Source organism: Flavobacterium sediminilitoris (assembly GCF_023008245.1).
Taxonomy (GTDB): Bacteria; Bacteroidota; Bacteroidia; order Flavobacteriales; family Flavobacteriaceae; genus Flavobacterium; species Flavobacterium sediminilitoris.
Genome location: NZ_CP090145.1, coordinates 2,733,305 through 2,747,684, shown reverse-complemented (window position 1 = coordinate 2,747,684; position 14,380 = coordinate 2,733,305). Strand labels below are relative to the sequence as shown.

Genomic DNA, 14,380 nt, shown 5'->3' with positions numbered 1-14,380 from the left:
ATGCAATTATTTTACAACCCATATATAAAAAAAGAAGACAAACACTTTATTTTCGACAAAGAAGAGAGTAAACATATTGTCAAAGTATTAAGAAAAAAAGAAAGTGATATTATTCACATTTCAAACGGATTAGGTTATTTATTCATTTCAGAAATAACGATTGCTTCTGATAAAAAATGTGAAGTAAAAATAATTGAAACTCAATTTTTTAATCCTACAAATTATCAATTACATATTGCAGTTGCTCCAACCAAAATAAATGATCGATTTGAATGGTTTTTAGAAAAAGCAACTGAAATTGGAATTCATGAAATCACTCCTATTATTTGTGAACATTCTGAAAGAAAAGTATACAAGATTGACAGAGCCGAAAAAATCATACAGTCTGCTATGAAACAATCTTTACAATATTATCTTCCAAAAGTAAATGAACCTATCCGCTTTAGTGATTTTTTAGAAAAAGATTTTGAAGGTATAAAATATATTGCTCATTGTGAAGAACAAGACAGGAAGTCTTTTAAAAATATTATTAAAACAAATGAAAAAATAGTAATTTTAATTGGTCCTGAAGGCGATTTTTCTTTAAAAGAAATTCAACTTGCACTTCATAAAAATTTTACACCTGTAACATTAGGAAAAACTAGATTAAGAACAGAAACCGCTGCATTAGTTGCTTGCCATACAGTAGCCTTAATAAACGAATAAAACAATGAATAAAATATTTTTTATTAGTATTCTATTTTTTTTAAACATAGGATTCTCACAGGAAATTGCTGTTTTAAAATATTCTGGTGGTGGAGACTGGTATTCAAACCCTACTTCATTACCTAATTTAGCTACATTTTGTAATCAAAACATCAATACAAATATTAACAATAAAATTGCAACTGTTGAAGCAGGAAGTAGTGATATTTTTTCATATCCTTTTATTCACATGACTGGACATGGCAATGTTGTTTTTAGTCCAAATGACTTAGAAAATCTAAAAAACTATTTAACTTCTGGTGGTTTTCTACATATTGATGACAACTATGGAATGGATGAATTTATTAGAAAAGAAATTCAAAAATTATTTCCAAACAACAATCTAGTTGAATTACCAAATAGTCATGAAATTTTTAAAGCACCATATAATTTCCCTAATGGTCTTCCTAAAATTCATGAACACAATAATAAGAAACCTCAAGCTTTTGGTCTCTTTATAGAAAACAGATTAGTATTGCTTTATACTTTTGAATCAGATTTAGGAGACGGTTGGGAAGATGAAGAAGTTCACAATGATCCTATTTCAGTAAGAGAAAAAGCATTAAAAATGGGAGCAAATATTCTAAATTATGTTTTCAAAAATTAATCTTAAAAAAAGAGACCGTTTTGAAACGGTTTTTTTTAAGATATTTATCATTCCATCCTCTTTAAATTAAGCACACAAGTTCTTAATTTACCCGACAATCTTAATAAAAAACAGAAATTACATGTTAAATATTAAAAAATTAACTTTTATTTAATATTTTTACATAAAAAATAAACATAATACGTTTTTTTGTTATAAAATTGTATCAATAATCAAAAACAATTAACCATTATGAAAAATTTTTTATTATCAACTACAATTTTATTACTCATGGTTTCATGTAACAATGAAGAAAACACAGTTACAGATTCTCCAGAAGCAAATGCGATTGCTCATAGAGGATGCGCTTCACATGACGTTCTTGACAGACAATTAAAAGAAGATCCTACTTTATCAGGTAGAATGGCTGAAATTGAACTTAAAACAAAAAACGCTATAACACAAGGAAGAATAGTGAATGGAGTACTTGAAATTCCAGTTGTATTCAATGTTTTATACAGAACTTCTTCAGAAAACATTTCAGATGCTCAATTACAATCTCAAATTGACGTTTTAAATAAAGATTTTAATGCTCAAAACTCAGATTTCAACACTGCAAATAATCCGTATAGTGATGTAAGAGCCAATGTAGGGATTCGTTTTGTACTTGATGCTGTAAATAGAAAATCTACAAACAAATCATCTTGGGGAACTAGAGACGTAATGAAAAAATCAAAAAGAGGTGGAATAGACCCTACATCTCCTACTACAAAATTGAATATTTGGGTTTGTACAATTGGAGGTGGTATATTAGGGTATGCACAATTCCCAGGAGGTTCATCAGCAACTGATGGTGTTGTATTAGATTCAAAATATACTGGAACTACTGGAACTGCAACTTATCCTTTTAACTTAGGTAGAACTGCAACGCACGAAGTAGGTCACTGGATGAATTTACGTCATATTTGGGGTGATACAACTTGCGGAAATGATTTAGTAAATGACACTCCAACTCATAATACTGCAAATTACGGTGTTCCAGCTGTAGGACATAGAAGTACATGTTCTGGAACGCCTTTAGAAATGTATATGAATTATATGGATTATACTGATGACAGAGGAATGTATATGTTTTCTAATGACCAAAAAGACAGAATGCTAGCTGTTTTTTCTCCTTCAGGACCAAGGGCTTCATTCAGATAAATATTTAAAATAACAAATTAAACCAAAGGCCATCTAAAACATTTTTTAGATGGCTTTTAAATTTTTAAACTATATTTCATTGTCACAAGTTTTATTGAAAATTCACTTTATAAAAATAAATTAAAAACAATAAAACAAACATTTTAATCATTTTAAATTCAAATAATTACATAAAAAATATACTTTTTTCAACAAATTAACAGTTTTTTTGATTTTAAAGCACAAAAACAGTAATATTGTATAGTTATCAACTAAATATCAAACAATTTACAAACATTTAAACAAGTTATTATGAAAAAAGTTTTATTATCAGCAGCAGCTTTATTGCTTATGATTTCATGTAACAATGAAGAGAACGCAATTACAGACACACCAGAAGCAAATACAATTACTCATAGAGGTTGTGCTTCTCATGATGTTCTTGAAAAACAACTAGAAGAAGATCCTTCTTTAGCAGGCAGAATGGCAGAAATTGAATCAAAAATTAATGATGCTATTACTCAAGGTAGAATAGTAAATGGTGTATTAGAAATTCCTGTTGTATTTAATGTTCTTTATAGAACTTCAGCAGAAAATATTTCGCAAGCGCAATTACAATCTCAAATTGATGTATTAAACAAAGATTTTAATGCTCAAAATTCAGATTATAACACTCCTAACAACCCATATAGTAGTGTAAGAGCTAATGTAGGAATCCGCTTTGTTTTAGATAGAGTCATTAGAAAATCTACTACTAAAACATCTTGGGGAACAAATAATGCTATGAAAAAAACAAGTACAGGTGGTATTGCTCCTACTTCTCCTACTACAAAATTAAACTATTGGATATGTACAATAGGTGGTGGAATTTTAGGATATGCACAATTTCCTGGTGGCTCATCAGCAACTGATGGTGTTGTAGCTGATTCTAGATACACTGGAACTACAGGAACTGCAACTTATCCTTTTAACTTAGGTAGAACAGGAACTCACGAAGTAGGACATTGGATGAATTTACGTCATATTTGGGGTGATACAACTTGTGGAAATGACTTAGTGAGCGACACTCCAGTACATAATACTGCAAATTATGGTGTTCCTGCTGTAGGACATAGAAGTACATGTTCTGGAACGCCTTTAGAAATGTATATGAATTATATGGATTATACTGATGACAGAGGAATGTATATGTTTTCTAATGGACAAAAAAACAGAATGTTAGCTGTTTTTTCTCCTACAGGACCAAGAGCTTCATTTAGATAAGAAAGTTTAAACAACTTAATATTAAAAGTCGTCTAAAACAGTTTTTTAGACGACTTTTTTAGATTTAAAAAAGAAATTATTTTAAACATATTTCCCTTTAAAAATAAAATTTTGATTTTAACTATATATACATAAAAAATATCAATATTACCAAAACAGGTCTTTTCTATAACTAGATTTTTCTTTTTTTGTAAGAATCAAGAAGAATTTTCATGTTAATTTTATCAAATAACTAAAAAAACAATTATATAGAAAAAATAATTATAAAAAAACACATTTAATTCTATATTTTAGTTAAAAACATAATTTTTTCATCATATAATTGCAATGTTAATAACAATTCAACAACCAAACAAATTAACATTATGAAAAAATTCTTATTATCAGCAGCAGCTTTATTGCTTATGATTTCATGTAACAATGAAGAAAACACAATTACAGACACACCAGAAGCAAATACAACTGCTCATAGAGGTTGTGCTTCTCATGACGTTCTTGACAGACAATTAAAAGAAGACCCTACTTTAGCAAGCAGAATGGCAGAAATTGAATCAAAAATTGATAATGCTATTACTCAAGGTAGAATAGTAAATGGTGTATTAGAAATTCCTGTTGTATTTAATGTTCTTTATAGAACTTCAGCAGAAAATATTTCGCAAGCGCAATTACAATCTCAAATTGATGTATTAAACAAAGATTTTAATGCTCAAAATTCAGATTATAATACTGCAAATAATCCATATAGCAGCGTAAGAGCTAATGTAGGAATTCGTTTTGTTTTAGATAGAGTTATTAGAAAATCTACTACTAAAACATCTTGGGGAACAAATGATGCCATGAAAAAAACAAGTACAGGTGGTATTGCTCCTACTTCTCCTACTACAAAATTAAACTATTGGATATGCACAATAGGTGGTGGAATTTTAGGATATGCACAATTTCCTGGTGGCTCATCAGCAACTGATGGTGTTGTAGCTGATTCTAGATATACTGGAACTACAGGAACTGCAACTTACCCATTTAACTTAGGTAGAACAGGAACTCACGAAGTGGGACATTGGATGAATTTACGTCATATTTGGGGTGATACAACTTGTGGAAATGACTTAGTGAGCGACACTCCAGTACATAATACTGCAAATTATGGTGTTCCTGCTGTAGGACATAGAAGTACATGCTCTGGAACGCCTTTAGAAATGTATATGAATTATATGGATTATACTGATGATAGAGGAATGTATATGTTTTCTAACGGACAAAAAAGCAGAATTTTAGCTACTTTTTCAACTTCAGGACCAAGAGCCTCATTTAGATAAATTAGAAAAAATATTTTAATAAATAAAAACTCGCTTTGAAATAGCGAGTTTTTTTATACTTTTGATTTATGACTTCAAAAGAATTATCAAACGGATTATTAAGGACTATATTTATTTTAGCAGGAGTTTCATTTACTCTCTTTTTATGCTACAAACTATCCACATTAATAGTATATTGTGTTGTATCAGTTGTTTTTTCTTTAATAGCAAACCCTTTAGTAGAGTTTTTAAAGTTGAAATTAAAATTTAAAAGCACATTAGCTGTAATCACGACACTTATTCTTTTCATCCTTTTTATTATTAGCTTTATATTATTATTTGTTCCTCTTTTAATTTCTCAAGGTGATAATTTATCTCTTTTAGATATAAATACATTAGAAAACAGTTATAATGAAATAATTAGTAATATTGACACTTATTTAGAATCTCATAATATTAATTTTAAACAATTAATATCTACTTCTGATATTACTTCAAAAATCAATTTTAATTTTATTCCAGATATTTTTAATAGTATTATAAATCTTGTAGGGAATTTTGGAATGGGTTTAGCTTCTGTTCTTTTCATCTCTTTTTTCCTTTTAAAAGAAAAAGACCAAGCATTTAAAATATTTAAATTCGTTTTACCAAGGAATCAAAAAAATAAAATTTTAATATCAATAGATAAAATTCAACATCTTCTTTCTAGATATTTTATTGGTTTACTTATACAATTATTTATAATATTAGTTCTGTATTTAATTGTTTTCTTGATATTTGGTATTGAGAATGCCTTTATTATTGCATTACTTTGTGCTATTTTAAATATTATTCCATATTTAGGTCCTTTACTTGGTATAATAGTAGCTTCAATATTAATAATGATAAGTGGAATTGGTCAGGATTTTATAAATGAAACTTTACCAACAACTCTTTATGTGTTAATAGGAATGTTTATTGTTCAATTAATTGATAATAATATCAGTCAACCTATCATCTTTTCAAAAAGTACAAAATCGCATCCATTAGAAATTTTCTTAGTCATTTTATGTTCAGGGATTTTATTTGGTGTAACAGGAATGATTATTGCTGTTCCAAGTTATACTGCTTTAAAAGTAATTGGGAAAGAATTTCTACCTGATAATAGAATTATAAAAGCTTTAACTAAAAATATTTAATGAATAACATAGAATTATTATTAAATAATGAAGTTCAGGATTTCATTACTCAGAATATCGATAATAATGTAAATAAACTTGCCTTACAAAAAAATTTTTTTACTTCTATTGAATATCCTGAAATAATAAATCAGATTGCAGCAAAACAAAAAGCAAAAGAAAAATTACCCACTTGGTTTGCTACAAAAAATATTATATATCCTTCAAAAATATCAATTGAACAAACTTCATCTGAAAAAGCTGCAAAATACAAAGCATCAATCATTAAAGGAAAAAAATTGATTGATTTATCTGGCGGTTTTGGAATAGATGATTATTACTTTTCAAATTCTTTTGAAGAAGTTTTTCATTGTGAGATAAACGATGAACTTTCAACTATTGTAAAACATAATTATACACAATTAAATAAAAAAAATATTGAATGCTTTTCTGGTAATAGCTCAACAATATTAGAAAATTTAAATACAACTTTTAATTGCATATATATTGATCCTTCTAGACGGAATGATAAAAAAGGAAAAGTTTTTCTTTTGGAAGATTGTGAGCCAAATGTTCCTAAATTATTAGATTTTTATTTTAAATATACTTCTTTTATTTTAATTAAAACAGCTCCAATATTAGATATTCAAGCTGGTTTATCTGAATTACAATTTGTTAAAAATATTCATATTGTTGCAATTGAAAATGAGGTAAAAGAATTACTTTGGGAAATTGAGAAAGACTACATAGGAGAGATAACCTTAATTGCTACAAATATTGAAAAAGACACTGTTTCGAGTATCAAAACAATTTTCAACAAAACTTATTTAGCTACTTTTTCATTACCTGAACTTTATCTATACGAACCAAATGCTGCTCTTTTAAAATCTGGAAATTTTAATGCTATATCTGAAATTTTTAGTGTTAATAAATTACATCAACATTCTCATTTATACACTTCAAATAACAAAATTTCTTTTCCAGGAAGGTCTTTTAAGGTTAATAAAATAATTCCTTTTCAAAAGAAAGAAATTAAAGATGAAATTGTGAATTCGAAAATGAATGTATCAACACGAAATTTCCCATTAAAACCTGAAGAAATAAAGAAAAAATATAAAATTAAAGATGGTGGAACAGTTTTTGCTTTTTTTACAACAAACATTAATAACGATAAAATAATCTTACTTTGCTCTAAAATATAAAAATGATGAAAAATTTAATTTACTTGTTTATACTAATTCCTTTTATGCATTTTGCTCAGACAAAAACATGTACATACGAATATGAGGAAAAAACAGACTCTACATCTGTTAAAATATTACCTAAAGAATTAATTTATGAGAAAGTCTTTGGTAGCTCTAGAGAGTTTTTACAGTTTAGTTTAATGAATAATAATGGAGTTCCTACATTAATAATTCAGCAAATTCAAAAAAGTCAGGATTTTATTACTACAAACTGTTTAAATAAATCTTCAAGAATAATTGTACAATTAGAAAACGGTAAAATTATAAGTCTTTTAAGTGCAAATGAAGATGTTTGCTCTGCTCTTGCATATAATGAAGAAGATAAAAGTAATATTAGAATTATAACAGGTTATTTTGTTTTTACTAAAACAAATTATGAAGAATTGAAACGCTCTCCTATTAGTTTAATGAGAATTCAATATTTAGGAGGATCAAAAGATTATGTAATTGAAAAAGAAATTCAATCTGAACTATTAAAAAGTACTTTTCATCCAAATAAATATTTTATAGAAAATTTACATTGCGTTGAATAAAAAGTACTCTATTTTTTCTTAATGACTAGCTTCAGTTTCTATTACATCAACATCAATGTTTTGTTTTTTCAAAATCCCTTTTACTAAAACAGCAAATAATGTTAAATATGCAAAGCAAATAACAGCTACAATATAAGATTGATGAATTCCTATAATATCAGATAATTTTCCTTGGATAGGAGGTATAATTCCTCCTCCTAAAATCATCATAATTAAAAAAGCAGATCCTTGCGATGTATATTTTCCTAATCCAATAATTGATAAACTAAAGATCGATGGCCACATAATACTACATGCTAATCCACCTGCTAGAAAAGCATAAATTGCAACAATTCCTGTTGAAAAAAGTCCAACTAACATAGCTATAACACCAAATAGTCCAAAGATAATTAAAGTACGAGCTGGTTTGTCTTTACTTAAAAAGAAAGCCATAATCTGAGCAAAAACACATAAAACATAATAATACAATGGTTTCATATCTTTTCCTGAAATAATATTAACACCTAAAATTATTGCAAATGCAATTAAAGGAACAATTATCAATGCGATCGTTTTTTTAGTTCCTGTTAAATTAAAAACACTTATTGCTCCAGCCCAACGACCAATCATTAAACTTCCCCAATACATAGAAATATAAGGAGCAATATCTGACGATTGCATGCTTCCAAACTCCTCTAATTTTAATAGTTCTCCTAAATTACTTCCAATAGCTACTTCTACTCCAACATAGGTAAAGATTGCTAACATTCCCAATACTAATTGAGGATATTGCATAGCACCCCAACCTTCTGCTTTTTTTCTTGCAGATGTATAAGAAAATAATATGCCTCCCAAAATAACTAATAAAGCACCCGAAAGCCATAACATTCTTTCTTGTTCTAATGGCTCTTTAATCGTTTTTATTTCATTTTCTATTAAAACAATGTCATTAACTTCACTCGTTTTAGCTTCTTTTAAGTTTTTCTTTAATTCGTTTAATTGTTTTTCCAATTTAACAATAGCTATCGCTTCATCACTTTTATAACTTTGAAATATTGGTGTAAACATAGCTCCCAATAAAATAGTCATAACAATTAAAGTTTTTAATGCTTTATTCGCTTTTTCTATTGGTTCACTAACAATTCCACTTGGTACTTTTTTAGAAAAATAAAACAATGCTGCTGCTGCAACAAATAAAAGCCCGACTGCTATATATAATAACACTACTTTATTTAACTCTAAAGCTTTAATTTGCTCATCTGAGACTGAAGCTGTAGTTCCAAACAATGCTAAAGCAACAACTATTGGTCCAATAGTAGTTCCAAATGAGTTAATTCCGCCACCAAGATTTACTCTACTAGCACCTGTTTTTGGGTTTCCTAATAAAATTGCAAACGGATTTGCTGCTGTTTGTTGTAGTGAAAAACCAAGAGCTACTATAAATAATCCTACCAACATTCCTACATAAACACTTGCTTCTACAGCAATAATCATAGCTCCTGCTCCTAATGCTGAAAATAACAAACCATAAACAATACTTTTTTTATAACCCCATTTCCCTACTATATCTTTTCCATTTACATTTCCAAAAGCAAATAACAACAAAGCTCCAATATAATAAGCTGTATAAAATGCAAAATCTACTAATTGAGATTGAAATTGATCTAACGAAAAATAATCTTTACAAAATGGAATAAAAATACTATTTCCTGCCGCTATAAATCCCCAAAAAAAGAAAACCGTAATAAGTGTATATAAAGCAGGATAATTGGTTTTTGTAAGATTAGTATCCATAGGTTGCGTTGTTAGATTATAAAAAATTAAAGATATTCTATTTTATGAAATTGTAAAGATTTTGTCAAATATAAAATTATTCGTTTAAATTTGCTAAAATTATTAAATAATGAGAAAACTATTTTCTATACTATCTATTTTGGTACTTTTAACATCTTGTGATGATGGAGATATAACTTTAGAATCTTTTAATTTTGAAGGTCAAACTATTTTAGATTGCGATGCAAATGATTTATTAGAAGAAAATTTATTGTTTAAAACAAAAAATGATGAATTATTATTAATTAATTTATTAAACACAAGCTATAATACACTTTTTATACCCGAAGAAACTGGAGATGCTGGACCTAGAACTGTTTCAATTAATTCAAATAGTCAAGTAATTTATAGAAAATATACTGGAACAGTATCAAGATCAACTGTTTGTTCTACTATTCCTGTTTCGTCTCCTACTGTAGCTAAAGAATGGGTAGCTACTGGTGGAACAATCTCTGTAGAAACAAATGAAGTTAGAGATCCAAATACAAATGAAGTTATTGCACATATTCACAATATTACATTTACGAATGTAAATTTTTCAAGTAGTGATAATTCATTTAGCTTTTCAAGCTACATTTTTGGAGATTATAGAATAGACATATAATAAAACAAGACAACAATTTGTTTTGTTTTATTATCTTATATTTTGTTTGATATATATTTCTGTTGCACCAAAACCATATTTCTGAAAACTAGCTTCTTGAAAACTCACTTGTTCGTATCGTCCTAGCAAAAATTCTAGTTCAGATTTTAAAACTCCTTCTCCTACTCCATGTATGAAAACTAATTTTTGCATTCTATTTCTTATTGCAAATTCTAGTTGTCCTTTTGCTGTATCCATTTGAATATTCAAAATTTCATGGTTAGACAATCCTTTTTTAGAAGGAACTAATTTTTCTATGTGTAAATCCACTTCTAAAACAAAATCTTCTTTCTTTGATTTTTTCTCTTTAGTAAAAGAGCGTTTTATAGGTTCTGCTTTTTCTGATAATACTTGGGAAACATTTTTTGAAGAAAATAGATTCGTCAATGATTCTTTATTGATTTTAACTAATTCTTCTTTTTTATAAGTTAAAACAAAGTCATCATTTGTCGTTATTGTAATTTCATTATTATTTATTTTCAGAACTACACCATCAATTGCATCATCAATAACTGAAACCTTATCCCCTATTTCAAAATTATTCATCATCTTCACTATCGTTTTTACTTGGAATTTTATTCATTATCTTGTAGAGTCCAACCATAAAGATAACTAATGATCCAATCATTAAAAATTTATTTGGTTCTGGTTGCGATTGTTCATACAATGCAAATATTCCAAAAGCAAAAAATAATACTACATATAAAAATTTTGTCATTTTATTTTATTTCTTCAAATATAAACTAAAAAATAAAAGCTAGTTTTTTTACATTATTATTTTTTGTAAACTTGTATAAATTTTTTACAAATTATGGAAGAATATATGATTCCTTGCTTTAGTAAAACACTTTTTGGTGTTGAATGTTTAGGTTGTGGTACTCAAAGAGCATTTATTTTGATATTAAAAGGAGAATTTATTGCTGCTTTTAAAATGTATCCAGCTATTTATACACTTATTCCATTCTTTTTATTCATTTCATTACATTTTATTGATAAATCAAGAAAATATACTTCTTATATAAAATGGTTTGCTATTATAAATGGAATTATAATGATTACTTCTTACCTGATAAAAATAAACAATTAATAAAAACTATAATTATGGAAAAACAAAAATTACCAAATGAACAAGCTGTAATGATCTTAGGAATTTTATCATTCATTGGCTGTTGCTGTACAAATGGAATACTTGGGTTAGTATTATCTGCCATTGGATTATATTTAGCTAATCAATCAGAAAAATTATATTATGCAAATCCTGAACAATATAGTCTTGGCTCTTTAAACACTTGGAAAATTGTTAACATAGTTAGTTTAGCAATTAGTGCTGTTTTTGTTATCTATTTAATATACCTTATAGCAACTGGTAAATATGCAGAATCAAACGAAAAACTTATGAGAATGATTGAGGAAATGCAAAACAGATAATTTTTCAATATATAATTTAAAAGAAATCCAGCTATATGCTGGATTTTTTTATTACAAATAAACACCTGATAATCAAAAACATAAATAGAAATAAAATTAATTTTATTTTTTTGGCACACAAATTGTTTATAACTAATCGAGCAACATCATTAGAAAATTAATTCTACTGAATGTTGAAAGTTTAACCTTAAATTGATGTGTTATGAAAAAAATTACTCAACTATTAGTTATTGCAGTTTTAAGTTTAGGATTTAGTTCTGCAAAAGCATCAGAAAAAAAGGTTTTTGATGATGTTAATAGAGTTTATCCTCCTGTAGATTACCGATTTGCAGAACCAATTGTTTTTATGGAAAGAGGAATTGAATTTTATGTTTTTCCAAATGGAGAACTTGATTTTAATACTGTTGAAACAACTTCATCTGGAATTTATTCAAGAAGAAATGTAAACAGAACGTATGGAGCACCTGGCGTTCGTACAAGGGGAAATACTTACTATAACAGTCCAAGAAATAATGGTACAAAAATTGAACATGATTATATGGGACGAGTTAGAAGAGTTGGAAATGTATTTATAAATTATGATAGTACAGGTAGAGTAAAAAGAATTGGATCTGTATATATGAGATATAATAGTTTTGCTCTTTCACAAATAGGTGGTTTAAGAATAATGTATGACAGACATGGTTGTATTATAAATATAGTAGGTTTTGTAAACGCTTCAAATCGTTCAAACAGCTACCAAAGTAACAATCATTATCAAGCAACTAATCATTATGAATATGGAAATGGATCAAATGATAACGAAAATGATTACTACTACTATCGTCAAGATGGTACAAAAACAAAAATGTCTAAAGAAGATATAAAGGAATTAAAAAAATAGAGTTTAGTTAATTTAGAATAAAAATTTCATAAAATAGTTTAGTTGGTTTAGTTTGTTAAAATCCTGTGAAGCAGAAATGCGAAGCAGGATTTTTAATTTCTAATTTTCTTAAAAACACTATTTATAATATAATTTATATCTGAAGATAATTTCAAATAGTATGATAATCCTAAATAAAAAGCGGTTATTAAAATTGATTTTAATACGATATTTAAAACAGGATTAAATCCGAAATCCCAAAAATAAAACAATACAAAAGTGACTATTAAAAGAGCAAACGATTTAAGAGTAGCTATTGTAAATGGATACAACTTCATTTTAAAAACAACAAAAAGTAATTTTGATAAACTATATAATGTTATTGAAATTAATGTAGCAAAAGCAGCTCCTTTTATTCCGAATTTTGGAATAAAAACTATATTTAGTGAAATTGTAACACCTATCAATAATAACCCTAAAATTAAAACCGCACTAAAATATTTAGAATTAAAAATAATGGCATTATTATTCCCTAAAATTAAATCGAAATATTTAGATAATCCTATTACAAAAACCACAAAAATACCTTCAGAATAATCAGCAGGCATTATTTTATATAATTCATGAATATTAAGAATGATGCCTATAAATATAAGACCACCTATAATTTGCAAGGTTATAGATGTTTTTTTATATAAATTATTTAAATCATCGTGTTTATTTTCACTCATTAATTTTGCTGTAATTGGATAAGTAATTTGGTGCATTGCTCTACTTGGAACTGCAATGACTGTTGCGATAAAAATGGCTACCGAATAATATGCTATATTTTCAATTTTAATATAGAAATTCAACATAAACTTATCAATTTCTAATAGTAAATTTGCTACACTTCCAGATAAAATAATAAAGATACAATACCAAATAATTGCTTTTACATTTTTTGGAATAACCAATTGAAATGAAGGCATTTTAACTCTTAAAGCATATAACTTCATTATAATTGTCATTGTTAGATAAATTCCCATTAAAGCAAATACAAATTGAATAGGTGTTATAAAATTATAATAAACAGCCAAAAGTGATATTGTAATTAATATTCGAAGGAAAACTTCTTTAATAAAATTCCCAAAAACAGATTGCAAATGTACTTTTACCCAAGCATAAAAAATTTCAAAATAGCCCATACATAAAGCGATTACTGGAATTTGCCATACATAATCATAAACTATAAAATTCTTTTTAGATAAAAGTGAAGCTATTTGATGATATCCAAAATACCCAATTAATGAAAATGGAATAATTAAAATAAAAGGTAAAAACAAAATGAAGGTAAGAAACTGCGATTTTTGTTTTTCAGTTTCAAATTCGTTATAAAATTTAACTAATGTATTATGTACTCCAAAAGCCATTAAAGGCATCATTATATTAGCTGCTGAAAGAATGTATCCCACTAAACCATAATATGTATCACCAAGGAATTGCACATACATAAACAAGGTATTCAATGCTCCAATAGCAAAACCAATGTAAGTTATTATAGTGTTTTTTATAGATTGATTAATTACTATTCCCATAAAATTTTTAGGATTTATATCTAAGTACAAGACTTCAAAAATAATACTTTAAAA

The 14,380-nt window shown here is 27.1% G+C and carries 16 protein-coding genes; 12 read left to right on the top strand and 4 right to left on the bottom strand.

The window, feature by feature from the left end:
- The 8 genes from LXD69_RS12545 to LXD69_RS12510 all read left to right on the top strand — a co-directional run bounded on the left by LXD69_RS12545 (position 1) and on the right by LXD69_RS12510 (position 8,004).
- Positions 1-705 carry a 16S rRNA (uracil(1498)-N(3))-methyltransferase gene (locus LXD69_RS12545; RefSeq protein WP_246915666.1) on the top strand — a complete coding sequence of 235 codons (705 nt, stop codon included), beginning with the start codon at positions 1-3 and terminating at the stop codon, positions 703-705.
- A gap of 4 nt (positions 706-709) precedes the next feature.
- Positions 710-1,351, top strand: coding sequence for a DUF4159 domain-containing protein (locus LXD69_RS12540; protein WP_246915665.1), 642 nt, complete (start codon positions 710-712; stop codon positions 1,349-1,351).
- Positions 1,352-1,582: 231 nt separating this feature from the next.
- On the top strand, positions 1,583-2,533 hold the full coding sequence (locus LXD69_RS12535) for a zinc metalloprotease (RefSeq protein ID WP_045971705.1): 951 nt from the start codon (positions 1,583-1,585) through the stop codon (positions 2,531-2,533).
- 291 nt (positions 2,534-2,824) lie between these two features.
- The gene (locus LXD69_RS12530) at positions 2,825-3,775 is read left to right on the top strand and encodes a zinc metalloprotease (RefSeq protein ID WP_246915664.1); all 951 of its coding nucleotides are present in this window, start codon (positions 2,825-2,827) and stop codon (positions 3,773-3,775) included.
- Positions 3,776-4,140: 365 nt separating this feature from the next.
- The gene (locus LXD69_RS12525; protein WP_246915663.1) at positions 4,141-5,091 is read left to right on the top strand and encodes a zinc metalloprotease; all 951 of its coding nucleotides are present in this window, start codon (positions 4,141-4,143) and stop codon (positions 5,089-5,091) included.
- 68 nt (positions 5,092-5,159) lie between these two features.
- A complete protein-coding gene (locus LXD69_RS12520; protein WP_246915662.1) occupies positions 5,160-6,248 on the top strand; it encodes an AI-2E family transporter in 1,089 nt (362 codons plus the stop codon).
- Positions 6,248-7,429 (top strand): THUMP-like domain-containing protein, encoded by a 1,182-nt coding sequence (locus LXD69_RS12515; RefSeq protein WP_246915661.1) that lies wholly within the window; start codon positions 6,248-6,250, stop codon positions 7,427-7,429. The genes LXD69_RS12520 and LXD69_RS12515 overlap by 1 nt, the downstream gene beginning before the upstream one ends.
- Before the next feature lie 2 nt (positions 7,430-7,431).
- Entirely contained in the window at positions 7,432-8,004 is a 573-nt protein-coding gene (locus tag LXD69_RS12510) for a hypothetical protein (protein WP_235270876.1), read from the top strand.
- 18 nt (positions 8,005-8,022) lie between these two features.
- On the opposite strand, the gene LXD69_RS12505 is transcribed toward LXD69_RS12510, so the two are convergent.
- Positions 8,023-9,777 carry an MFS transporter gene (locus tag LXD69_RS12505; protein ID WP_246915660.1) on the bottom strand — a complete coding sequence of 585 codons (1,755 nt, stop codon included), beginning with the start codon at positions 9,775-9,777 and terminating at the stop codon, positions 8,023-8,025.
- A gap of 109 nt (positions 9,778-9,886) precedes the next feature.
- Between LXD69_RS12505 and LXD69_RS12500 the strand changes: the two genes are divergently transcribed.
- On the top strand, positions 9,887-10,420 hold the full coding sequence (locus LXD69_RS12500) for a hypothetical protein (protein WP_246915659.1): 534 nt from the start codon (positions 9,887-9,889) through the stop codon (positions 10,418-10,420).
- Between the two features lie 30 nt (positions 10,421-10,450).
- On the opposite strand, the gene LXD69_RS12495 is transcribed toward LXD69_RS12500, so the two are convergent.
- Complete coding sequence (locus LXD69_RS12495; protein ID WP_045966821.1) at positions 10,451-11,008, bottom strand: Smr/MutS family protein; 558 nt, start codon at positions 11,006-11,008, stop codon at positions 10,451-10,453.
- The gene (locus LXD69_RS12490; protein ID WP_246915658.1) at positions 10,998-11,177 is read right to left on the bottom strand and encodes a hypothetical protein; all 180 of its coding nucleotides are present in this window, start codon (positions 11,175-11,177) and stop codon (positions 10,998-11,000) included. Before LXD69_RS12490 ends, LXD69_RS12495 begins: the two co-directional genes overlap by 11 nt.
- Positions 11,178-11,270: 93 nt before the next feature.
- Here LXD69_RS12490 and LXD69_RS12485 point away from each other — a divergent pair, with 93 nt between their 5' ends.
- The 3 genes from LXD69_RS12485 (at position 11,271) to LXD69_RS12475 (ending at position 12,770) form a co-directional block, all read left to right on the top strand.
- Positions 11,271-11,546, top strand: a complete 276-nt coding sequence (locus tag LXD69_RS12485; protein WP_045966817.1) for a DUF2752 domain-containing protein — start codon at positions 11,271-11,273, stop codon at positions 11,544-11,546.
- Between the two features lie 14 nt (positions 11,547-11,560).
- Positions 11,561-11,887, top strand: coding sequence for a CCC motif membrane protein (locus LXD69_RS12480; protein WP_045967450.1), 327 nt, complete (start codon positions 11,561-11,563; stop codon positions 11,885-11,887).
- Between the two features lie 202 nt (positions 11,888-12,089).
- On the top strand, positions 12,090-12,770 hold the full coding sequence (locus tag LXD69_RS12475) for a hypothetical protein (protein ID WP_246915657.1): 681 nt from the start codon (positions 12,090-12,092) through the stop codon (positions 12,768-12,770).
- A gap of 92 nt (positions 12,771-12,862) precedes the next feature.
- Here LXD69_RS12475 and LXD69_RS12470 read toward each other — a convergent pair whose 3' ends face one another.
- On the bottom strand, positions 12,863-14,326 hold the full coding sequence (locus LXD69_RS12470) for a lipopolysaccharide biosynthesis protein (protein WP_246915656.1): 1,464 nt from the start codon (positions 14,324-14,326) through the stop codon (positions 12,863-12,865).
- Positions 14,327-14,380: the final 54 nt, after the last annotated feature.